Annotated in this window: 17 protein-coding genes; 9 read left to right on the plus strand and 8 right to left on the minus strand. The window is 65.6% G+C overall.

The window, feature by feature from the left end:
- Positions 1-372: 372 nt before the first annotated feature.
- Positions 373-2,772: an endopeptidase La gene (gene lon / locus A6723_RS12550; RefSeq protein ID WP_054908986.1), complete on the minus strand. Its 2,400-nt coding sequence runs from the start codon at positions 2,770-2,772 to the stop codon at positions 373-375.
- Positions 2,773-2,891: 119 nt separating this feature from the next.
- Entirely contained in the window at positions 2,892-3,698 is an 807-nt protein-coding gene (locus A6723_RS12555) for a helix-turn-helix domain-containing protein (protein ID WP_054908985.1), read from the minus strand.
- 84 nt (positions 3,699-3,782) lie between these two features.
- On the opposite strand from A6723_RS12555, the gene A6723_RS12560 reads away from it, so the two are divergent.
- On the plus strand, positions 3,783-4,646 hold the full coding sequence (locus tag A6723_RS12560; RefSeq protein WP_054908984.1) for an ATP-binding protein: 864 nt from the start codon (positions 3,783-3,785) through the stop codon (positions 4,644-4,646).
- Between the two features lie 3 nt (positions 4,647-4,649).
- Here the strand turns inward: A6723_RS12560 and A6723_RS12565 are convergent, their stop codons facing one another.
- Positions 4,650-6,698 (minus strand): TonB-dependent receptor, encoded by a 2,049-nt coding sequence (locus tag A6723_RS12565; protein ID WP_054908983.1) that lies wholly within the window; start codon positions 6,696-6,698, stop codon positions 4,650-4,652.
- 249 nt (positions 6,699-6,947) lie between these two features.
- On the opposite strand from A6723_RS12565, the gene A6723_RS12570 reads away from it, so the two are divergent.
- Positions 6,948-7,697: an AraC family transcriptional regulator gene (locus tag A6723_RS12570; RefSeq protein ID WP_054908982.1), complete on the plus strand. Its 750-nt coding sequence runs from the start codon at positions 6,948-6,950 to the stop codon at positions 7,695-7,697.
- A 786-nt stretch (positions 7,698-8,483) separates the two neighbouring features.
- Entirely contained in the window at positions 8,484-10,001 is a 1,518-nt protein-coding gene (putP, locus tag A6723_RS12575; RefSeq protein ID WP_054908981.1) for a sodium/proline symporter PutP, read from the plus strand.
- A 275-nt stretch (positions 10,002-10,276) separates the two neighbouring features.
- Here the strand turns inward: putP and A6723_RS12580 are convergent, their stop codons facing one another.
- Together A6723_RS12580 and A6723_RS12585 are read right to left on the minus strand one after the other, a co-directional pair.
- Positions 10,277-11,470 carry a sugar transporter gene (locus A6723_RS12580; protein WP_054908980.1) on the minus strand — a complete coding sequence of 398 codons (1,194 nt, stop codon included), beginning with the start codon at positions 11,468-11,470 and terminating at the stop codon, positions 10,277-10,279.
- Positions 11,471-11,630: 160 nt separating this feature from the next.
- The gene (locus A6723_RS12585; RefSeq protein WP_054908979.1) at positions 11,631-12,545 is read right to left on the minus strand and encodes a LysR substrate-binding domain-containing protein; all 915 of its coding nucleotides are present in this window, start codon (positions 12,543-12,545) and stop codon (positions 11,631-11,633) included.
- Between the two features lie 151 nt (positions 12,546-12,696).
- Between A6723_RS12585 and A6723_RS12590 the strand changes: the two genes are divergently transcribed.
- The 3 genes from A6723_RS12590 to A6723_RS12600 are packed head-to-tail and all read left to right on the plus strand — an operon-like array spanning position 12,697 to position 13,904.
- Entirely contained in the window at positions 12,697-13,335 is a 639-nt protein-coding gene (locus tag A6723_RS12590) for an FMN-dependent NADH-azoreductase (protein WP_054908978.1), read from the plus strand.
- Entirely contained in the window at positions 13,335-13,643 is a 309-nt protein-coding gene (locus A6723_RS12595) for a multidrug efflux SMR transporter (RefSeq protein WP_024765558.1), read from the plus strand. The genes A6723_RS12590 and A6723_RS12595 overlap by 1 nt, the downstream gene beginning before the upstream one ends.
- A 39-nt stretch (positions 13,644-13,682) precedes the next feature.
- Entirely contained in the window at positions 13,683-13,904 is a 222-nt protein-coding gene (locus A6723_RS12600; RefSeq protein ID WP_054908977.1) for a VF530 family DNA-binding protein, read from the plus strand.
- A 181-nt stretch (positions 13,905-14,085) separates the two neighbouring features.
- Here A6723_RS12600 and A6723_RS12605 read toward each other — a convergent pair whose 3' ends face one another.
- Positions 14,086-17,202, minus strand: coding sequence for a transglycosylase domain-containing protein (locus tag A6723_RS12605; protein ID WP_082450697.1), 3,117 nt, complete (start codon positions 17,200-17,202; stop codon positions 14,086-14,088).
- Positions 17,203-17,432: 230 nt separating this feature from the next.
- Between A6723_RS12605 and A6723_RS12610 the strand changes: the two genes are divergently transcribed.
- The 3 genes from A6723_RS12610 (at position 17,433) to A6723_RS12620 (ending at position 20,123) form a co-directional block, all read left to right on the plus strand.
- Positions 17,433-17,678, plus strand: a complete 246-nt coding sequence (locus A6723_RS12610) for a hypothetical protein (protein ID WP_054908976.1) — start codon at positions 17,433-17,435, stop codon at positions 17,676-17,678.
- A gap of 62 nt (positions 17,679-17,740) precedes the next feature.
- Entirely contained in the window at positions 17,741-18,418 is a 678-nt protein-coding gene (locus tag A6723_RS12615) for a bifunctional 2-polyprenyl-6-hydroxyphenol methylase/3-demethylubiquinol 3-O-methyltransferase UbiG (RefSeq protein WP_054908975.1), read from the plus strand.
- Positions 18,419-18,743: 325 nt separating this feature from the next.
- Positions 18,744-20,123, plus strand: a complete 1,380-nt coding sequence (locus tag A6723_RS12620) for an amino acid permease (protein ID WP_051445677.1) — start codon at positions 18,744-18,746, stop codon at positions 20,121-20,123.
- A gap of 60 nt (positions 20,124-20,183) precedes the next feature.
- Here the strand turns inward: A6723_RS12620 and A6723_RS12625 are convergent, their stop codons facing one another.
- The gene (locus A6723_RS12625; RefSeq protein WP_175405545.1) at positions 20,184-20,558 is read right to left on the minus strand and encodes a 5-carboxymethyl-2-hydroxymuconate Delta-isomerase; all 375 of its coding nucleotides are present in this window, start codon (positions 20,556-20,558) and stop codon (positions 20,184-20,186) included.
- Positions 20,559-21,052: 494 nt separating this feature from the next.
- Complete coding sequence (locus A6723_RS12630) at positions 21,053-22,963, minus strand: M48 family metallopeptidase (RefSeq protein WP_054908973.1); 1,911 nt, start codon at positions 22,961-22,963, stop codon at positions 21,053-21,055.
- Positions 22,964-22,978: the final 15 nt, after the last annotated feature.

Here is a 22,978-nt window from a genome sequence, read left to right on the forward strand (position 1 = left end):
GCGCCGGCTTACATTGGGGCGAAAAATACCCTCGTTGAACCGAAGTTTCAGGGGCACGCCACGACGGACCATCCCTGGCCCATCGTGGCTCTCGCGACATCCATGTCGCTCAACCCCTGAAACTCCGCTTCAACGAGGCCTCCTGAAAGGGGCTGTTCGGAGTGATTGGGCGTTTCTCTGGAAGTCTTCTAAAAGCCAGAGCCAGAGCCAGAGCCAGAGCGCGCGCATGGTTTTCGTGTAGGAGCGAGCTTGCTCGCGAACCGCATCGCAGCGAAGCCGGGTTCGCGAGCAAGAACTAGGCGTCCCCTCGCTCTTACAGCTCGAATCCGCTGCAGGAGCGTGGCATGCCCGCGATCAGCTGGGCGCAGCCAGTCAGCCCGGGAACAACACCTTCGCCACGTCCCCGTAGCGCTTGGCGAAATGCACCGTCAGCCCTTCCTTCAGATACTCCGGCAGCTCCTCGAAGTCCCCGCGGTTGGGCTCGGGCAGGATCAGCTCGAAGATCTTCTGCCGGCGCGCCGCGATGACTTTCTCGCGGACGCCGCCAATCGGCAGCACCTGGCCGGTGAGGGTCAGCTCGCCCGTCATGGCCACGCCTTTCTTCGGCGCCTGGTTGCGCGCCAGGGACAGCAGGGCGCTGGCCATGGTGACACCAGCGCTGGGGCCATCCTTGGGCGTCGCGCCTTCCGGCACGTGCACGTGGACGAAGGCTTGGTCGAAGAAGGTCGACTCGCCGCCGTATTTCTTCAGGTTCGAGCTGATGTAGCTGTAGGCGATTTCTGCCGACTCCTTCATCACGTCGCCCAGTTGCCCGGTGAGCTTGAAGCCGCGGTTCAGCGTATGGATGCGCGTCGCCTCGATGGGCAGGGTCGCGCCGCCCATGCTGGTCCAGGCCAGGCCGGTGATCACGCCGACGCCGGAGAGGACCTGTTCGGTGCGGAACACCGGGGTGCCCAGGTACTCCTCCAAGTCCTTTGCGCCGATCTTCACCACCGAGTCCGGGTCTTCCAGCAGCTTCATCACCGACTTGCGTACCAGCTTGCCGAGGACCTTCTCCAGCTGGCGCACGCCGGCCTCGCGGGCGTAGCCCTCGATCACCGAGCGCAGGGCGGCGTCGTTGATCGACAGGCGATTCTTTGGCACGCCGGCCTTTTCCAGCTGCTTGGGCCACAGGTGACGCTTGGCGATGGCCAGCTTCTCCTCGGCGATGTAGCCGGACAGGCGAATGACTTCCATGCGGTCCAGCAGCGGGCCGGGGATGGAGTCCAGGGTGTTGGCGGTGCAGACGAACAGCACCTTGGACAGGTCCAGGCGCAGGTCCAGGTAGTGGTCGAGGAACTCCACGTTCTGCTCCGGATCGAGCGTCTCCAGCAGCGCTGAGGCGGGGTCGCCCTGGTAGCTGCTGCCGAGCTTGTCGATCTCGTCGAGCATGATCACCGGGTTCATCACCTCGACGTCCTTGAGCGCCTGCACCAGCTTGCCGGGCAGGGCGCCGATGTAGGTGCGGCGGTGGCCCTTGATCTCGGCCTCGTCGCGCATGCCGCCGACGCTGAAGCGATAAAACGGCCGCCCCAGACTCTCGGCGATGGATTTGCCGATGCTGGTCTTGCCGACGCCGGGTGGGCCCACCAGCAACACGATGGAGCCGGCGATCTCGCCCTTGAAGGTACCTACCGCGAGGAATTCGAGGATACGGTCCTTCACGTCTTCCAGCCCCGAGTGGTGCCGGTCGAGGACCTTGCGCGCGTGCTTGAGGTCGAGCTTGTCGACGCCCATCAGGCCCCACGGCACGGAGGTCGCCCAGTCGAGGTAGTTGCGCGTGACAGCATATTCCGGCGAGCCGGTCTCCAGGATCGACAGCTTGTTCAGCTCTTCGTCGATGCGCTTCTTCGCCTGGTCGGGCAGGGTCTTGCCTTCCAGACGGGCGCGGAATTCATCGGAGTCGGCGCTCTTGTCGTCCTTGGTGATACCCAGTTCCTGCTGGATGATCTTCAGCTGTTCCTGCAGGAAGAACTCGCGCTGGCGCTCGCCGATCTTGCGGTTGACCTCGGCGGACAGTTCTTTCTGCAGGCGCGCGACTTCCACTTCCTTGCGCAGCAGCGGCAGCACCTTCTCCATGCGCTTGAGGATCGGCACGGTGTCCAGCACGCCTTGCAGCTCCGACCCCGGCGCGGTGGTCAGCGCGGCGGCGAAGTCGGTCAGCGGCGACGGGTCGTTGGGGTTGAAGCGGTTGAGGTAGTTCTTCAGCTCCTCGCTGTACAGCGGGTTGAGCGGCAGCAGTTCCTTGATCGCGTTGATCAGGGCCATGCCGTATGCCTTCACCTCGTCACTGGGGTCGCTGGGGGTGTGCGGATACTCCACCTCCACCAGGAAAGGCGGGCGATGACGCTTGATCCAGCCGCGGATGCGCACGCGCGACAGGCCCTGGGCGACGAACTGCAGCTTGCCGCCTTCGCGGCTGGCATGGTGCACGCGCACCAGGGTGCCATGCTCGGGCAGGCTGTCCGGGTCGAAATGGCGCGGGTCTTCCGGCGGGTTCTCCATGAAGAACAGCGCCAGGCTGTGGTGCTCGGTCTTGGCGACCAGTTCCAGCGTCTCCGCCCACGGCTCCTCGTTGACGATCACCGGCAGCACCTGCGCCGGGAAGAATGGGCGGTTGTGGATCGGGATGACGTACACCGTGGTCGGCAGGTTCTGCCCCGGCAACACCAGCCCGGTGTTGCTGACCTCTTCGGCGCTATGGATATCGTGAATCTCGTCGTGGTCGCTCATGAGGCACCTGACTGATTGAACATGACAGTCTAGATGGGGAAACCGGCTCGGGGTTTCAATCCCATGCTGCTGCAGGATGTGTCTGAAGGATGTTGCGGCCGATTGTGTCCGATTTGAGCTTACGAACGGATTAGCGGGCGCGGGCGCAGGAAATCACTGGGAGGCCGGCCGAAGTGGCGGCTGAACATGGCGCTGAAGGCGCTGGGCGTGCTGTAGCCGACTTCCAGCGCCACGTTCAGCACGCTCTCGCCCAGGGCCAGGCGCTCCAGCGCGGCCAACAGGCGCGCCTGCTGGCGCCATTGGCCGAAGGTCAGCCCGGTTTCGCGGGAGAACCAGCGCTGAACCGTCTTGCTGTCCACGTTCAGTTTCGCCGCCCACTCGTCCAGGCCGGCGTTGTCGCCGGGCCGGGCCTGGATGGCCTGGCACAGTGCGCGCAGGCGCGGATGGGCGGGCAGGGGCAGGTGCAGCGGCAGCATGGGGTCTTCGCGCAGTTCGTCCAGCATCAGGCCGAGGACGCGACCGTCGCGGGAGTCGGGGAGCACCTCGCCACTGATCGACAGCGCCGCCAGGATCAGCTCGCGCAGCAACGGCGAGACCGCCAGCACGCAACAGTCCGGCGGCAGGTGCGGGGCGCTGCCCGGCTCCACGTAGAGCGTACGTACCTGTACGTCGCCAACCATGCGCGTCCAGTGCTCCACGCCGGCGGGTATCCACAGGCCACGATTATCCGGCACTACCCACTGGCCGCTGGCGCTACCCACTACCAGCACGCCGCGCACGGCGTAGAGCAGCTGCGCGCGGTGATGGCTGTGCGCGGGCACCTGATGGCCGTCGGGGAAATCCAGGGCGACAGCGGCCACCGGACTGGCGGCCCGTTCGTCGCCATGGTTTTCCAGTGTTTGAGGTCGAATGTCCTTTTTAAGCATCTGGATGCCTGTTTGTCGTTAGACGACCACTTTCCTCCATCGTTAGGCTGATGAACAGTCCCCATCTGCTTCGATGATCCCGCCATGACCGACATGTCCGTAATCGCCGAGCAACTGGCTCGTATCGCCAGTCTGCTCGAACAATCCCTTCCCGCGCGCGCCGAACTGGCGCTGGAAGAGGGCGCTATCGCCCATCTCTGGGAATACCGCCAGGGCCTGCCTCGCCTGACGCCGGTGATCGAGCCGGCGCTGATCGCCTTTGACGACCTGCGCAATGTCGACCGGCAGAAGGCGCTGATCGAGCAGAACACCCGCCAGTTCGTCTCCGGTCGCCCGGCCAACAATGTGCTGCTGACCGGCGCGCGCGGCACCGGCAAGAGTTCGCTGGTGAAGGCCTGCCTGCACGCCTTTCATGCCGAAGGCCTGCGCCTGATCGAGGTGGACAAGGAACACCTGGCCGACCTGCCGCAGATCATCGACCTGCTGCGCCATCGCCAGGAGCGCTTCATCCTGTTCTGCGATGACCTTTCCTTCGAGGATGGCGAGACCGGCTACAAGGCCCTGAAGACCGTGCTCGACGGCTCGGTGGCCGGGCAGTCCGGCAACGTGCTGATCTACGCGACCTCCAACCGCCGCCACCTGCTGGCCGAGCGTGCCGAGGACAACCTGGCCTTCCAGCGCAGCGAGAGCGGCGAGTTGCACCCGGGCGAGGCGGTGGAGGAGAAAATCTCGCTCTCCGAGCGTTTCGGCCTGTGGATATCTTTCTATGCCTTCAGCCAGGAGCAGTACCTGGAGGCGGTCGCGCGCTGGCTGGAATACCACGGCCTGGGCGGCGTCGCGCAGGAGGAGTGGGAACAGGCGGCGATCCGCTGGGCGACCCATCGCGGGTCGCGGTCCGGGCGGATCGCCGCGCAGTTCGCCCGGGATTTCGCCGGGCGTCGGCCTTAGCCTTTAGAACGCCACTTTTACCCCCGCCTGGATGCCACGCCCGCCAGCCGGCACGCTGTCGCGCAGGATCGAGCTGGCGTAGCGCACGGTCTGGTTGGTCAGGTTCTCGCCCTTGACGAAGGCCAGCCAGCGGCTGTCGCCCAGGTCGAAGCGGTAGCCGAGGCTGGCGCCGAGGGTGGTGTAGCCGTCGGTGCGCAGTTCGTTCTCCGGCACGCGGTTCTGGTCGGCGGCGTATTCCATGTCGACCCGCGCCTGCCATTGCTGCAGTTCCCACAGCAGCGCGCTGTTCAGGCGCAGCGGGGCGATGCGCGGTAGCGCTTCGCCGGTGTCCTTGTTCTTCGCGCGGGTGTAGTCGCCGGAGAGCTCCAGATCGAAGCGGCCGTAGGGGCTGTCCAGCAGGTGGATGCGGTCCTGCGCCTCGACGCCGTAGAAGTCGGCCTTGACGCCGCTGTAGAGGTATTCGGGCAGCGCTTCGTCGTCACCGGCATCCACCACCGCACCTTCCTCATCGCGATAGCGCCCGCTGGCCAGCAGGCCGATGTAGTTGGAGAAGCGGCTGTAGAACACGCCGACGCTGCCCTTGTGCCGGCCGTTGTCGAAGCGCAGGGCGAGGTCGGTGGAAACGGCCTTTTCCTTGCTCGCGTCGGCGTCGCCCACTTCATAGGTGCCGGTGGCCGCGTGAGCGCCGTTGGCGTAGAGCTCGTAGAAAGTCGGTGCGCGTTCGGTGTAGGCGAGGGTGGCGGCCAGCGACCAGATCGGCGTCAGCTTGTACACCGCGCCGCTGGACAGGCTGCCAGCGGTGAAGCTGCGTGAGCCGTCGTTTTCGGCGAAGCGCTCGTTGTCCTTGGCATTGGGGTCGATGCGCGTGTGCTCGGCGCGACCGCCCAGGTTCAGCGCCAGGCGCTCGGTGGCCTGCCAGTTCTCCAGGAAGAACAGCGCCGCGCTGTCGGTCTCGGTATGCGGCACGAAGGCTTCTTCGCCCAGTGCGGAGAAGCGGCTGTTGGCGACCTGCGCGCCGACGATGCCTTCCACTGGCCCGATCGGTTTATGCCGGGCTTCGATACGCGCCTCGTAGCCGTCGTTCTTGAAGGTGGTGCCAGTCTCGCCGTCCTCGATTTCCTTGTGCTGGTACTCGGTGTAGGCCGCGTCCAGCTTGACCGAGCTGAAGGGGCCGTCGAGGTCGCGGATTTCCGAGGCGAAGGCGTAGCGGTCCTGCTGCATCTTCAGGCGTACGTCGTCCTCGGCGGGCGAGCCGTAGTTGCTGTCGTAGCCGCTGTAGGATAGGCCCGCATAGCCGTGATCCCAGTGGTAGCTGCCACCGATGGCGCCGCTGTCCTGGCGGCCGTCGCTGTTGTTCACGCGGTGCTTGGAGTCGTCACCATCGGTTTGGCGCTGGCGCGCGGAGTGAGCGTAACCGGGGATACGCAGGTCGTTGAACTCGCGGGAGCCGGCGTCGAGGTGCAGGGCGAAGTTACCGTCGCCGGCTTCGAGCGCGCCGGCAGCACTGCGGGTGGTGTCCGAGCCGCCGTAGCGCAGCTCGCCCTGGCCGTGGATGCCGTCCACCGGTTCGCTGGGAATGCGGTTGTCGAAACTGTTGACCACGCCGCCGATGGCGTTGCCGCCGTAGAGCAGGGCGGCCGGGCCGCGCACGACCTCGATGCGCTCGACCACGTTGGGGTCTTCCGGCACGGCGTGGTCGTAGGACAGTGACGAGGCGTCCAGCGCGCCCACGCCATTACGCAGGATGCGGATGCGATCGCCGTCCATGCCGCGGATCACCGGGCGGCTGGCGCCGGGGCCGAACCAGGTGGAGGACACACCCGGCGTGCCATTGAGCGTTTCGCCCAGGCTGCCTTTCTGGCGCAGGGTCAGTTCGTCGCCCTGCAGCACGCTGCTGGGCGCCGCGGGGGAGGAATCGCCCAGCGGGTTGGCGGTAATCACCTGTGGCTCCAGTTCGGTGGGGGCGGCATCGGCCAGCGAAGGCGCACCGGCGCAGAGGGCGATGCCCAGCGGTGCGAAACGCCAGCGTGGACGGGGAAGGGATGGGGGCATGACGAACTCCTGGTTTTTCTTCTGGCAAAGCGAACCCCTCCCTCGTGGTCAGGGATGTGCCAGGCGGCGGGAAGGGGAAAATGGGGAAGTGTTATTTGTTATAACATAACATATCCATCGGTTAGCAAGACTTTCCTGCTTAGATGATTTCGTGCGGAGTCCGGTGCCGAGTTGCGCCGGGTTGCACCTGCTGGCTGGGCAGGTCGATGGAATTTTCGTACCATGCTCAAAATTTGATCAGATCGCGCCATGTTCGATACCCGTCTCGCCACGTTGCCCGACCAGGCTGACCAGCACGCCCATGACCATCACCAGTTGGTGATGTCCCTGAGCGGCCGTGCGGAGTTCGAGATAGGCGGTACCGCCGGCGAGGTCTGCCGTATGCGCGCATGCCTGGTGCCAGGAGATGTCGGGCACCAGTTCGCCGGGCTGGGCGACAACCGGATGCTGATCGTCGATCTGACCGAGGCAGGTACCGGCGAGCAGGACCGCGAACTGCTGGCGAGGCTGTTCGAAATGCCGCGCTACCCGACACTGGATGCGGACTTCCAGAACCTGCTCAGCTACGCCGGGGCGGAAATCGCCCGCTACGGCGATGACCCGCTGCTCGCCCGTGCCCTGGGTGGCGTGTTGCTGCGAGCATTGCACCTGCGGCTGTTCGGCGAAGACCGCGCGCCGCGCAACGGGCCGCTGGACCTGGAGCGGCTGGACGGCTACATCGCCGATCACCTTTCCCGGCGCATTACCGTGGCGGAGCTGGCGCAGGTCGCCTGCCTGAGTCCGAGCCATTTCCATGCGCAGTTCAAGGACCGTGTCGGCCTCACGCCGCACCAGTACCTGCTGCGCCAGCGCCTCGACCGCGCCGCGCGCCTGCTGCGGGAAACCGAGCTGCCATTGGTCGGCGTAGCCGGGGAGTGCGGTTTCTCCAGCCAGAGCGCATTGACCACCGCGATGCGTCGCTACCTGGGTTTGACCCCCGGCAACCTGCGCCGCTGCTGAATTGCGGGCCTGCGCGCCGTGAATTGCTGATCGAGTGGACAGGTATTGCCCTTCGGGCGCCGGAGTCTTTTGCAAGAACTCCAGAGCTTTCAGCAAGAATTCCTTTGGGTGCAACCCATAGAGTCCGCCCACCGCGTTGCTGGTGTTCCAAGGCGCAACCCGGTCAGACCAAGAACAACAGCCAGCTCGATACGCGGGAGGGGCGCCATGCCCATCACCGGTTCTGTCTTTGCCTGTCGCGCGCCTGCACCTGGCCGCGCCACTTCCTTCACGGCCCGGCCTGCAGCGCCTGCCCGTGGCCTCGCGCCGTCACCGGTCGGACCGGTGCAACCGCATCGCCTGCTTTCTGTACAATCCGCGCCCTCGCGCGCCGGCCACTCCCTGCCGCTTCTTCATGCGTGCGTGTGCTCAATTTCAGTCACTGCCGACGAGTTTCGTCGCCAGCCCCGTATTGTGCGGCTGGGGATAACTCGACGGGAGCAGGACGCCGACTCCGGCGCCTGAAGGATGACCGGGCAACGCCCGGAAAACGCCCCGCACCTCGCCCACCGGCGAAAGCGGGGCGGAAGTCGCCGTGGTGAGACGGTGGCTGCAGGATGACGCCAGCAAGGATGGGGGCGTGCCTGCGTCGGGATGCGTAGCGGTTCGGTGCCTGTTTGGCATCACGCGCAACCCGGTTTGCCTGTGAGCAAGCGCTAACCGGTCGGCGTCAACCACGCCGACTGCCAGTCAAGGGTTCGCGATACCCCGCGTACCTGGATAAAAACAAGCTGTAGGGGAGCCCCCATGAGCGTCAACACGCCAACACTGATCACCTTCGTGATCTACATCGCGGCCATGGTTCTGATCGGCTTGGCCGCCTATCGTTCGACCAACAACTTCTCCGATTACATCCTCGGTGGCCGCAGCCTCGGCAGCTTCGTCACCGCGCTGTCGGCCGGTGCTTCGGACATGAGCGGCTGGCTGCTGATGGGCCTGCCGGGCGCCATCTACCTGTCGGGCATCTCGGAAAGCTGGATCGCCATCGGCCTGATCTGCGGCGCCTACCTGAACTGGCTGTTCGTCGCCGGTCGCCTGCGCGTGCACACCGAGCACAATGGCAACGCCCTGACGCTCCCGGACTACTTCAGCACCCGCTTCGAAGACAACAGCCGCATCCTGCGCGTGATCTCCGCGCTGGTGATCCTGGTGTTCTTCACCATCTACTGCGCCTCCGGCATCGTCGCCGGCGCCCGCCTGTTCGAAAGCACCTTCGGCATGTCCTACGAGACCGCGCTGTGGGCCGGTGCCGCTGCGACCATCGCCTACACCTTCGTCGGTGGCTTCCTGGCGGTGAGCTGGACCGACACCGTGCAGGCCTCGCTGATGATCTTCGCGCTGATCCTCACGCCGATCTTCGTGCTGCTCGCCACCGGCGGCATCGATCCGGCCTTCGCTGCCATCGAGCTGAAGGACGCCGCCAACTTCGACATGTTCAAGGGCGCTTCCTTCGTCGGCGTGCTGTCGCTGATGGCCTGGGGCCTGGGCTACTTCGGCCAGCCGCATATCCTGGCGCGCTTCATGGCGGCTGATTCGGTGAAATCGATCCCGGCTGCCCGCCGTATCTCCATGACCTGGATGATCCTCTGCCTGGGCGGCGCCGTGGCCGTGGGCTTCTTCGGCATCGCCTACTTCCAGGCGCATCCGGAACAGGCCGGCGCCGTGGGCGAGAACCACGAGCGCATCTTCATCGAACTGGCGAAGATCCTGTTCAACCCGTGGATCGCCGGCGTGCTGCTGTCCGCTATCCTCGCCGCGGTAATGAGCACCCTGAGCTGCCAGCTGCTGGTGTGCTCCTCCGCCCTGACCGAAGACTTCTACAAGGCCTTCCTGCGCAAGAACGCCAGCCAGCTTGAGCTGGTGTGGGTCGGTCGCGCCATGGTGCTGCTGGTGGCGCTGATTGCCATCGCCCTGGCCGCCAATCCGGAAAACCGCGTGCTGGGCCTGGTGTCCTACGCCTGGGCCGGCTTCGGCGCCGCCTTCGGTCCGCTGGTGCTGTTCTCCGTGCTGTGGAAGGGCATGACCCGCAACGGCGCGCTGGCCGGCATCATCGTCGGTGCGGTTACCGTGATCGTCTGGAAGCAGTTCGGCTGGCTCGGCCTGTACGAGATCATCCCGGGCTTCATCCTCTCCAGCATTTCCATCGTGGTGTTCAGCCTGATCGGCTCGGCTCCGTCGAAGGCGATGATCCAGCGCTTCGAGGAAGCCGAGGCGGAATACGCCGAGGCCACTCAGCCGGCAGGCACTGCGGTGACCAGCCGCTGATCCCTGGCTAAATGAAAAAGGCCGCGCTCCCGCAAGGGGCGCGGCCTTTTTTGTGGCGTCAGGATTGGCTTTTCTGTAGGAGCGAGCTTGCTCGCGAACCCCCTTGATGCCGTGGGTGTCGGGCAGGTTCGCGAGCAAGCTCGCTCCTACAGGTCATGGCTCCGTGCTGACCTGTGCGTAGGAGCGGACTTTGTCCGCGATGCTCCCGGCGCGATGCGAACCTATCGCGGACGGAGTCCGCTTCTACGCTGGTTGGCAAATCCGGCCTGGGGCGATCAGCGCGAGGTGTTGCCACTCATCGCCGCCGCATACCGCCAGCAGGCGAACAGGCACAGCGCCAGGCCGACCACCGCCAGCGCGCCGCCAACGTAGCCGATCCACTCCAGCCCCATGCCCACCGCCACGCGGCTGCCCAGCAGCGCACCGCCGCCGATACCGACGTTGTACAGGCCGGAGAACATCGCCATGGCCACGTCGGTGGCGTCGTGGGCCAGTTGCAGGACCTTGGCCTGCAGCGCCAGGCCGAAGCAGAGGATCGCCGCGCCCCAGAACAGGCTCAGGCCCAGCAGCGCCGTGGGCGAATGGGAAAGCGGCATCAGCAGCAGGAGCGAGCTGCCGAGCACGGCGATGGCCATGCACGGAAAGGCGCGCGGGAAGCGCTCGCTGTAGCGGCTGAAGAGGATCGAACCGAACATCCCGGCGCCGCCGAACAGCAGCAGGAGCAGCGTGGTCTTCTGGCTGTCCAGCGCGACGATCTCCCGCGCGAACGGTTCGATGTAGCTGTAGGCGGTGAATTGCGCGGTGATCACCAGCACGGTCAGCACATACATCGACACCAGCGCCGGGCGGCGCAGCAGCAGCGGCAGGCTGCGCAGCGAACCGGAGTTCTGGCTCGGCAGCAGCGGCAGCGCGCGGGCCAGCCAGAGCACCACGACCACCGAGACGCCGGCAATCGCCAGGAAAGTGGTGCGCCAGCCCATCGCTTCACCCAGCACGCGGCCCAGCGGAATGCCCAGCACCATCGCCAGGATGGTCCCGGTGGCCAGCAGGCCGAGGGCTTTCGCCTGCTGGCCCGGTGGCGCCACCCGTACCGCGAGCGAGGCGGTGATCGACCAGAACACCGCGTGGGCGAAGGCGATGCCGAAGCGGCTGATCATCAGCACCGTGAAGTTCCAGGCAAAGCCGGAGAGCACATGGCTGACGATGAACAGGCAGAAGATCACCACCAGCAGGCGCCGGCGTTCCATGTTGCGGGTCAGCTGCATCAGCGGCAGCGAGGCCAGCGACACCACCCAGGCGTAGAGCGTGAGCATCAGGCCGGTCTGTTCCGGACGCATGTCGAAACTGCGCCCGATGTCGCTGAGCAGGCCCACCGGGACGAACTCGGTGGTGTTGAAAATGAAGGCGGCGATGGCCAGGGCGATGACGTTCAGCCAGCTGCCGGTACGGGTGTCTTGCGCGGTTGTCATGGGAATCCTGAGGTGAGAGGGGGCTCAGGCCGTGCCTTGGGATCACGCTTGTAGCGTGTCCCTGGCAAAGAAGAATTGTTGTTGCGGCGGAGTGCAATTCTAACCACGCATCCCGGCCCGCGCACGGCAAAGGGACGCTTGCGCGGGTGCAGCGGCAGGCTCAGGCGGCATTGTCGATCAGCGGATCGGCCGCCTGCGCCACTTCCTCGGCCAGCCAGTCGAGGAACGCGCGCACTGGTGGATGGCGCTCGCGGCCGGGCACGCAGAGCGCGGTGTAGCTGGCGCCGGGGACGTTGATCTCCGGCCGATAGGGCACCAGCAGCCCCTTCTCCACGCTCTCCGACACCAGCAGCGAACTGGCCAGCACCAGCCCCTGGCCGGCGATGGCCGCCTGCAGGGCGTAGAACTCCTCCTCGTACTCGCGCTGTACCGCCTGGGTCAGCAGGCACTCCTCACCGGCTGCTGCGCACCAGGCCTTCCAGCCGCGCTCGTAGAGCTCGGAGTTGTACCAGCGCACGCTGATCATCTCCGGCACGTCCACGTCGGCGGTCGCCACCAGTGCTGGCGCGCCATACACGGCGAAGCGTTCGGCCAGGAGGAACTGGCTGTGCATGCGCGGGTACTCGCCGAAACCGTAGCGGATCGCGAGATCGACGCTGGCGTCCTGCTGCAGGTCGAGCAGTTCGCACTGGCTATCCAGGCGCAGGCGGATGTGCGGATGGCGCGCATAGAAGCGCCCCAGGCGCGGCACCAGCCAGAGCGCCGCGAACGCTGGGGTGGTGGAAATCGTCAGGCTGCTGGCGTTGCGCTGCGGACGCAGGCTGTCCACTGACTGCGAGACCTCCAGCAGCGCGCCGTGCAGGCTGCGGAACAACCGCTCGCCGGCCTCGGTCAGGCGCACCTGGCGTGGCAGTCGCTCGAACAGCGGCAGGCCCAGCCATTCCTCCAGCGCGCGGACCTGGTGGGATACCGCCGTGGGCGTCACCGCCAGCTCCTCGGCGGCTGCCTTGAAGCTCAGCTGGCGCGCAGCGGATTCGAAGGTACGCAGGGCGGGCAGGGGCAGGTTGGCGAACATCGAAAACTCCATGGATGAGTTGAACTCATCTGAGTGCAGTTTCCCTCAGTTGTCCGGGAGACCGCCTGAAAATACCTTGGATGGCAAGCAGGGTGGCAATCCAGTGTAACGGATGAATCACCTGGAACAAGTCGAACAGAAGGAGCAATAGATGAGCCGTATTCTTGCCATTCACGCCAGCCCGCGTGCCGAGCGTTCCCATTCCCGTCGCCTGGCCGAGGGCTTCCTCGCTGCGCTGCCGTCCGCGGACATTGCTCACCGCGAAGTGGGCCGAGCCAATCTGCCCCACGTCAGCGAAGGCTTCATCGCCGCTGCCTTCCATCCGCAGCGCGAGCATCGTCCGGCCGAACTTCAGGCGGAGCTGACGTTGAGCGATGAGTTGGTGGACGAGCTGCTTGCCCACGACCTGCTGGTGATTTCCACGCCCATGTACAACTTCAGCGTGCCCAGCGGCCTGAAGGCCTGGGTCGACCAGATCGTCCGTATCGGCCGCACCTTCGACCTGCACATCAAGGACGGCGAGGCCGAATACGAGCCGCTGCTCAAGGGCCGCAAGGCGCTGATCATCACCAGCCGCGGTGGCGCCGGCATGGGGCCGGGCGGTGAGCTGGAGTGGATGAACCATGCCGACGCGTGGCTGCGCGTGGCGCTGGGGTTCCTCGGCATCGAGGATGTGCAGGTGATCGCCGCCGAGGGTGAGGAGGGCAATCCCGAGGCCTTCCGCGCTTCCTATCAACAGGCTGAACAAGCCCTGGCCGACCTCGCCGAGAGCGATTGGGCGCGTGCGTGATGGCCTGGGCGATGCTGATGGTGGCGGCGGTGTTCGAGGTGATGTTCGCGGTGTCGATGAAGTACGCCGAGGGCTTCACCCGGCCGTTGCCGACCGTGGTGACGGTGCTCGCGGTGATCGGCGGAATTTTCTTCCTCACCCTGGCGATGCGCCAGTTGCCGGTGAGCATCGCCTACCCGATCTGGACGGCCATCGGCACCCTGGGCACGGTGTTCTTCGGCTTCCTGCTGCTGGGCGAGGCGCTGACCCTGACCAAGCTGGCGTCGGTCGCCCTGATCATCGCCGGCGTGGCCGGGCTGCGGGCCTGATGCTAAGGTGCCGCGCATTCTCCGCACGACGACACTGACATGACCGACAAACCGAAGAACCCGCCGCACGGCGTTACCCTGGAAGCGATCCTTACCCAGCTGGTAGCGCAGTACGGCTGGGACGGGCTGGCCAAGCGCATCGATATCCGCTGCTTCAAGAACGACCCGAGCATCAAGTCCAGCCTGACCTTCCTGCGTCGCACCCCATGGGCGCGGGAGCAGGTTGAGGCGTTGTACGTGAAGAGCGTGCAGGGCAAGTAACAGAGCGGCTCTTCGTAGGAGCGAGCTTGCTCGCGAATCTGGCCGGTTACCCATGGCATGAAGCGGTTCGCGAGCAAGCTCGCTCCTACAGGTTCAGGCGTCTGGGCTATCCCTTCACCCCAGCCCTCTCCCCAGGGAGAGGGCTGGGGTGAAGGGGCGAAACCGATCTATGCAGCAGCGCCTACCGCCAGCTCACCCGCAGGTTATCCAGCCGCTCCTGGCAGCCGGTGCTGATCCCGGGCTCCAGGTAGCTCGACAACATGGGCGCCATGCCCTTGAGCACCTGCACCGGCAGCGCCGAGGTGAACTTGAAGTTGTCCGACTCGCTGCCGGCGACGTAGGCGGTCAGCGTGCCGAAGTGGCGTGGGCCGATGTAGAAGACGAAGGTCGCCGTGCGGTTCATCGCCTTGGAGCTTTTCACCCAGCCGCTGCGCGTCACGCTCTCGATGCGGTTGTCGCCGGTGCCGGTCTTGCCGCCCATCACCAGTGCGTTGCCATTGGCCAGCCTGAAGGTGCCTGACAAGCGCCGCGCGGTACCCGCGTCCACCACCTGCGACAGCGCAGTGCGCAGAGCCTGGGCGACCTCCGAACGCATCACCTGGCGACCGCTGCCCGATTCCGGGCCGAGGGTCACTTCATAGGGCGTAGCGGCGGCGAAGTGCAGGCTGTCGATGCGCAGGGTCGGCTGGCGCACACCATCGTTGAGGATGATCCCCATCAGCTCCGCCAGCGCGGCAGGGCGGTCCCCGGAGCTGCCCAGCGCGGTGGCCAGCGACGGCACCAGGTGGTCGAACGGGTAGCCCAGGCGCTTCCACTGTTCATGCAGGTCGAGGAAGGCTTCCACCTCCAGCATGATGCGGATGCGCTTGTCGCGGGCGTACTTGTGCCGCGACTTGAACAGCCAGCCGTAGACCTGCTTGCGCTCGGCGTCGCTGGCGGCCACCGCATCGGCGAAGGTCGCCGCCGGCTGGCGTTGCAGGTAGCCCAGCAGCCACAGTTCCAGCGGGTGCACACGGGCGACGTAGCCCTGGTCATTGAGGTCGAAGGCGCCCGGCCCATAGCGGGTGTAGAGGTCCTCGATGCGCTTGTCGGTGAGCTTGTCGCCAGCGTATTTGCCCTGCTTCAGGCGGTCCTGCAGGAAGGCGGTGAAGGTCGGTAGATCGGCCTGGGGCTGCAGGTAGCGATGGATGGCTGCCAGCCGCACCGGCCAGGCACGCAGGCCATCGAGGAAGGTATTCAGGCGGTCGTCGTTGTCCTTGCCCTTGTATTTCTGCCAGAAGCGCAACAGGTAGACCTGGCTCTCCTTGTCGACGAAGCGGTCGAGGTAGTCCTGCCGGCGCGGGTCCTTGTCGTCGGCCAGCACCGCTACCTTGCTGCCCTCGTTGGCGTAGATGTCGTGGCGCACCAGATCGCGCAGCAGGCGTACGAAGGGCAGGTTGATCGATTCGCGCAGCGCGTCCTGCAGGGTCGGGATGCGGCCGTTGTCCTCCTTGCGGAAGTTGCTGAAGGTGTGCACGCCGCCGCCGGTGAAGAAGCTTTCATAGGGGCTGGCGGAGTACTTGCGTTGCAGCGCGGCGGCGAGCATGTCCGGCAGGTTGCGGTCCTTGGCGGCGATCAGGTAATCGATGGACCAGCGACTGAGGATGTCCAGCGGTTCGATGTCCACCTTCTTCAGTTCGGCGACCGTCATCGGCGCGTACTGCTGGTGCAGGTCGGCGATGGTTTCCAGGTAGGTGGCGAGCACGCGCAGCTTGGCGGTCGAGCCCAGCTCCAGCTTGCTGCCTTCGTTGATGTCGAAGGGTTGCTCGGTGCTGTCGGTCTGCACGCGCACGCGGTTGCCGCTGGGGGTGCGCTCGAACAGGGTGAAGCTGTAGCGCACGTCCCTGGTCTTGTCCTTGGACAGCAGGTGCTCGCCGAACAGGCCGATCTGCTCGGCGAAGTCCGGGTCGGACAGGTGCCGCAGGTAGCCGGTGACCTGCTCCTGCAGTTCATGCTGCAGGGTCGTGGTGAAGCTCATGTCGAAACGGTCGAGGTCGTACAGCGGCACGTCGAGCATGCCGGCCAGGCGGGTGCGCGCAAGGCCGATGCCCTTGTTGTTTTCCAGCGGGGTGAAGCTGGGCTCGCTGCGCGGATCGCGGAACACCAGCTTCTGCTTGAGCGCCGCGTCGCGCAGTTCCGCGGTGATCACGTTGTTCTGCGCGAGCAGGCGCAGGTAGCTGTCGGTCAGCACGGCCAGTTGGTCGCGGCCACGGGCGAGGTACCAGGAAGGCCGGCGGTGGGCAATCATCAGCGAAACGACCTGGCGCAGCGCCTTGCCCTGCGCGGCAAGCTCCGCACCGGAGCCGGGCGGGGCGTTGAGCAGCTTGTTGACCTGCTGGTAGTCGGCGCCGTACCAGATCCACAGGCCATCGGGCAGGCCGCTCACTTCGCCGTAACCCGGCTGCGCCGAGAGCGGTACGGAGTTGAGGTAGGTGAGGGCGACGTTGCGCCGTGCGGCCATGTTCTCCGCGCCGTTCTGGTAGGTGCGCACGCTGGCCGAAGCCATCTGCCGGAGCTTGTCGGTGATGGAGTTGGTGCGGCCATCCTCTGAGTGGCGGTACTTCTCGATCTGTGTGGCCAGGGTACTGCCGCCGGGGGCGTGGTTGCCCAACCCGACCAGCTTGCCCACCTGTGCCACGGAAGCCTGGGTGAAGCGGCTCCAGTCGATGGCGGGGTTCAGGTAGGGGCGGTCGGGATCGAGCAGGTCGCGGTTCTCGATGTACAGCAGGCTGTTGACGATGGCCGGCGAGATGCTCTCGAAGTTGGCGTAGAGCCGCTGCGGGTAGCGGAAGTTGTAGATTGGCAGGCCGCGGCAGTCGGCGATATCGACGCCGGCCTGGGCCTTCTCCGGGTAGGGCGGGAACATCCCGTGGCCGGTGTACTGCATCAGCGGGTCGGAGAAGCGCGCCTGGCTCAGGGTGACGAAGTTGCGCTCGTGCAGGCGGCCCAGGAAGGTCGGCAACTGCTGATAGCCCAGGCGCCGATCGAAGGGGCCGCCTTGTGGATAAACCACATCGTCGGTGCTGCCCTGTTCCAGGCTCCAGGTCAGGCCAGTGGCGTAGCGTGCCAGCTCGCGCGCCTGCAGCTTGGAGGTCCGCGCCTCATACAGCAGCGCCGCCCCCATGGCGGCAAGCAAGGGCAGGAGAAACAGGAAGAGGATCAGGAAGCGGTGGTGATGCACTTTCTGTGGGGAAAGGCCGGGCCCCAGACTTCCCGGTTGACCTGCCACTTGCGTACCGGAATGCTTCGAGTTGCCCATATTCACGCCCCGCCCATGCTTGTACGACAGCCCAGGTAGCGAACTCCGCCCACGTGATGGCCGACGCCCCTCCCGGCGCCGCGAAAGCCCCTAACCTGCGGCTTTCCTAAGTTCCAGCGTAGTCGGCGGCGAAAAATCTGCGCGCCGCCAGGTACCGTTCGTGGCTCGCCGGATTGATTTGCCGACGGCCAGCAGGTGGAATGTGATTATTTGGACAGGAATGGCTGCCGATGCGTTCGTACTTTTTGCCCCTGGCCGCGCTGCTGGGCGTTTCGTTGAACCTCGCCGCCGCGCCGATGCCCTTCTATAAATGGCAGAGCAGGCTCGATGGCGCCTATACCTGCCAGCAGACATCACCGGGCAGTGGCTGGCAGAAGATCGGCGGACCGTTCAGTGATGCCGGGTGCCGCAAGGCGTTGCCGCAGACGCCGCCGCCCAAGGGGCTGGCGGTGCCCAAGTCGTTGAGGACGCCGTAGCCCGACACCGGCGCAGGAGCGGATTCATCCGCGATCGTTTCGCCCCACTCACGGATATCGCCATGACCGACCACGACGCCCGAATCCGCCAGAGCTGGCAAGCCAACGCCGATGCCTGGACCCGCGCGGTGCGCGAGCAACGCATCGAGAGCCGGCGGCTGGTGACCGATGCGGCGATTCTCGCTGCCCTCGCCGAGGGACCGGCACGCCGTGTGCTGGATATCGGTTGCGGCGAAGGCTGGTTGTGTCGGGCGCTGGCCGAGAAGGGCAGCGAGTGTGTCGGCGTGGATGCTTCCGCACCGCTCATTGAAGCCGCGCAGATGGCGGGCGGTGGGCGCTATGAAGTGATGGATTACGCGGGACTCATCGAAGCCGGAGATTCACTCGGCCAGTTCGACGCCCTGGTGTGCAATTTCGCCTTGCTCGACGAGTACATCGCGCCATTGCTCGGCGTACTTCGCGAGCGGCTCAATCCCGGCGGGCGGTTGCTGATTCAGACCGTGCATCCGTGGGCCGCCTGCGGTGACGCGCCCTATGTGGACGGCTGGCGCCTGGAAGACTTCGCTGCCTTCGGCGGTGAGTTCAGCGCACCGATGCCCTGGTTCTTCCGCACCCTGGAGTCCTGGCTGGCGCTGCTGGCCGCCAGCGGCTGGCGCCTGCGGCAACTGCGCGAGCCTCGTCATCCGGACACCGGCAAGCCCTGCTCGCTGCTGCTGGAGGTGCAGGCGCTGGGAGGCTGAAGCGCTCTGCAGCGGCCCTGGTGGCGCGGGAAGATGTGGCGATACGCCGCTATCCCTTTGGTCACATTGCACCTTGGTGGTGCAGACGATTCCCACGGACTTGTGTAACACTCGCCCGCGACCTCAGCCGTGGTCCTCCCGCAATGCCCACGTCCGCTTCACAAGAGCGGGCAGCCTCTTCCGGTGTGCCGTCCTGGAACTGCCAGACACTTCTCCCTCCGTGCCGCCCGGCGCGGTGGCGAAGCCTTTTCGGCGGTTCCGCATCCCGACTGCACTTAGAGTCCTCAGCTGATATTTCCCAAGAACAAAATGAGGTTGCATCACCATGTCGTCCCACGATCTCCAAAGGGATCTCAACGAGCGGCACATCCGTCTCATGGCCCTGGGCGCCTGCATCGGCGTCGGTCTGTTCCTCGGCTCCGCCAAGGCCATCCAGATGGCCGGCCCGGCCATCATGCTTTCCTACATCATCGGCGGTCTCGCCATCCTCGTGATCATGCGCGCCCTCGGCGAGATGGCCGTGCACAATCCCGTGGCCGGCTCGTTCGCCCGCTACGCCCAGGACTACCTCGGCCCGCTGGCCGGTTACCTGACCGGCTGGAACTACTGGTTCCTCTGGCTGGTGACCTGCGTCGCGGAGATCACCGCGGTGGCCATCTACATGGGCATCTGGTTCCCCGACGTGCCGCGCTGGATCTGGGCGCTGGCCGCGCTGGCGAGCATGGGCACCATCAACCTCATCGCCGTGCGCGCCTTCGGTGAGTTCGAGTTCTGGTTCGCCCTGATCAAGATCGTCACCATCGTCGCCATGATCCTGGCCGGCGCCGGCATGATCTTCTTCGGCCTGGGCAACGGCGGTATCGCCACCGGCATTTCCAACCTGTGGAGCAACGGTGGCTTCATGCCCCACGGCATCACCGGCGTGCTGATGTCGTTGCAGATGGTGATGTTCGCCTACCTGGGTGTGGAGATGATCGGCCTCACCGCCGGCGAAGCGAAGAACCCGCAGAAGACCATCCCTGGCGCGATCAACTCGGTGTTCTGGCGCATCCTGCTGTTCTACGTGGGCGCGCTGTTCGTGATCATGTCGATCTACCCGTGGAACGAGATCGGCACCCAGGGCAGCCCCTTCGTCATGACCTTCGAGCGCATGGGCATCAAGACCGCCGCCGGCATCATCAACTTCGTGGTGATCACCGCCGCGCTGTCGTCCTGCAACGGTGGCATCTTCAGCACCGGCCGCATGCTCTACAGCCTCGCCCAGCATGGCCAGGCCCCGGCTGTGTTCGCCAGGACCTCCAGCGGCGGCGTGCCGCGCAATGCGCTGCTGCTGTCGATCTTCGCGCTGCTGCTGGGCGTGCTGCTGAACTATCTGGTGCCCGAGAAGGTGTTCACCTGGGTGACCTCCATCGCCACTTTCGGTGCAATCTGGACCTGGGCGATGATCCTGCTGGCGCAGCTGAAATTCCGCCGTGGGCTGAGCGCTGCCGAAGCCGGCAAGCTGCAGTTCCGGATGTGGCTGTACCCGATCAGCTCGTACCTGGCCATGGCCTTCCTGGTGCTGGTGGTGGTGCTGATGGCGTTCTTCGAAGATACGCGCATCGCGCTGTACATCGGCCCGGCGTTCCTGGTGCTGCTGACGGTGCTGTACTTTGCGCTCAACCTTGCTCCGAAGGAGCAGGGCAGCGTCGCCAGTCGCGCCTGATGTGCGGTTGAGCGATTGAAAAAAGGGCCTCTTCGGAGGCCCTTTTCTTTTGCTGGGTGATTACGCCGTGGGCAGGCTGCCGGCCATGCGCGTCAGGCTGCGGTCGAGTTCGGTGATTTCCAGTTGCAGGCCGATGGGGCGTTTTTCGATGAGTTCGGCGAGGGTCTGTTTAGCGGTGGCGAACAGGGTGTCGACGATGCGCTGGCGCAACTCCTCGGGGCGGCCGGGGGCGATGCGGATCTGGATGTTGATGAAGGCTTCGTCCTGGGTGTTGGCGCCGACATGGAACTGGTCGATGGCGCGGGCGAAGGTGCGCAGGCCGTTGCTGGGGAACACGCCCAGGCCTTTTGCTGCTTCATGGAGTTTTTCAGGCAGTTCCAGAGGCAGTAGGTCGTTGGTGAGGTTGGCGGTGTAGTCGATGGCGATGTGGGGCATTGAGTTGTCTGTCCAGGGCATGGTTTTGGCCATCCTAGGACGGCACTCCTGTGCGGGACATACGGGTGATTACTTAGTTGGGATTGGGTGTTATTTCGCCGCTTTGGTGTGCGCTGAGAGATTCTGTTTCGCCCCCTCGGGCGAGTTACTTCTTCCAAACGCCGAAGAAGTAACCAAGAAGGCTTGCCCCTCCATCCGGTTTTTCGCTTGGGGCGAAAAATACCCTCGTTGAAGCGAAGTTTCAGGGGCMCGCGCTGACGGGCCATCCCTGGCCCGACAGCGCTCTCGCGRCATCCATGYCGCTCAACCCCTGAAACTCCGCTTCAACGAGGCCTCCTGAAAGGTGCATTCCGGAGCGTGCGGATGTTTCTCTGGAAATCCTTTAAGGCCAGAGCATGGGGGCTTTTGTAGGAGCGAGCTTGCTCGCGAACGGACTCCGCTGCGGAATCGGTTTCGCGAGCAAGCTCGTTCCTACAGATTGGATTGAGGGCGCTTCAGGTCGCCAGCAACGGCGGCATCGGGCAATCCAGGATATCCGCCACCGCGCGCATCAGCTCCGCTTCACCAGCGGTGATGCGCCCGTCGTGCTCGATGCAGCGCGCCAATGCCTTGAGCAGTTGCGGCTTCTGCAGTGGGCGCAGTTGTTCCAGCTGCTTCAGTGCGGCCTCCAGCTCGCGCAGGCTGGCGGCGCCCGGCAGCGGCCGGGGGGCGAAGGGCAGGCCGCTCCAGGCATCGGCGAACGCCTGCTCGGTCTGCAGGTCGCTGGTCTCGCCAACGCGGGCGAGGAAGGCCAGCAGCGTTGCGCAGGCTTCGGACAGGTCCGCCAGTGCCACGTTGCCGATCTTGCCGCTGCCCGGCCGCAGGTTGCGCTCGATGATGCGCAGCAGCGTCCATTCCAGCAGCTTGACCTTGCCGTCCAGCTTGATCAGTAGCGCCATGTTCTCGCGCAGGGCGAGGACGGCCTTGGCGTCCAGTTGCTTGAGCGCCGGCATGGCCAGGTCGAGCAAGGGCAGGCGCTGGCCCGGATCGAGTTGCAGCAGCGACTCCTCCAGCAGGTCCAGTTGCAGCGCCAGGCTCAGGTTGAGGCGCTGCTTGATCGCTTCCAGCTGGCGGGCCCGCAGGCCGGGTTCGCTGTCCAGCAGCAGGCCGTAGACCAGCGCTTCGGCGCCTTCGCTGTCATGGGCGGCGCGCTGCAGGCGCTCGTCCAGGCGTTGCAGGGTGCTGCGGGCTTCCTGCAGGTGCGCGATGGTGGGCGCGCCGACGGCGGCCACTGCCACGTCCACGGCGCTGGGCTGGTACGGCTGGCCGGTGACGGCGGCGGTCCAGGCTTGCTTGTTCATCAGCGCCACGTCCAGGCGTGGTTCGAATTTCGGGTAGTTTCCGTCCCAGCCCGGATCGACGCGGCGAATACGGTCCTTCAGCGGCGGGTGGGTGTCGAACCAGCTGCTGCCCACGCCATCGCCGAAGTACATATGGCTGAATTCTGCCGCGCGCGGGGCGCTGAGCAGGGCGCCCAGCGGGTTGCCACCGATCTTCTTGAGCGCACCGGCGATAGTCGAGGGATCGCGGGTGAACTGCACGGCCGAGGCGTCGGCCAGGTATTCGCGCTGGCGGCTGACCGAGGCCTTGATCAACTGCCCGAAGAAGGTGCCGACATAGCCGAGTACGTAAAGCACCACGCCGGCGCCGATCACCAGCAGCACCACGCTGCCGCCATTGTTCTTGTCGTTGCTGCTGCTCCGGCTGCTGATGCGCACGCCAGTGCTGGTCTCGCTCCAGCCGCGCAGCAGCATGCCGCCGATCAGGCCAAGCAGGAGCATGCCGTGGAGCAGGGCGGTCAGCCGGGTGTTGAGCAGCATGTCGCCGTGGTGGATGTGGCTGAACTCGTGGGCGATCACGCCCTGCAGTTCATTGCGGTCGAGCTGCTCGATGGCGCCGCGGGTAATGCCGATCACCGCGTCGCGGGGTGTCAGGCCGGCGGCGAAGGCGTTGATCGAGCCGTCTTCCAGCACATACACCGGCGGCACCGGCGAGCCGGAGGCCAGGGCCATTTCCTCGACCACGTTCAGCAACCGACGCTCGTCAGCGTTGCTGGCGCTGAGGTTGAGCAGGCGGCCGCCCAGGCTCTCGGCCACGACCTTGCCGCCCGCACTCAACTGCACCTGCTTGTACAGCGCGCCGAGGACGACCACGCCGACGATCACGGCGGCCACCGACAGGTACAGCTCCGGATCGGGCAGGGAGGCGCGCGAGGTCAGGTGCAGAGCAGGCTCGCCGAGGTGACGCCAGAGCCAGCCCAGCGCCAGGCTGGTGATGGTCACCAGGCACACCACGGCGATAGTCAGCAGTAGGACCAGGCGCCCGGTCTGCTTGCGGGCGCGGTCCTGGTGTTCGAAGAAGTTCATCGCGCGTCCTGCGCC

The sequence above is a fragment of the Pseudomonas sp. AU11447 genome (assembly GCF_001672555.2).
GTDB classification, from domain to species: domain Bacteria; phylum Pseudomonadota; class Gammaproteobacteria; order Pseudomonadales; family Pseudomonadaceae; genus Pseudomonas; species Pseudomonas nitroreducens.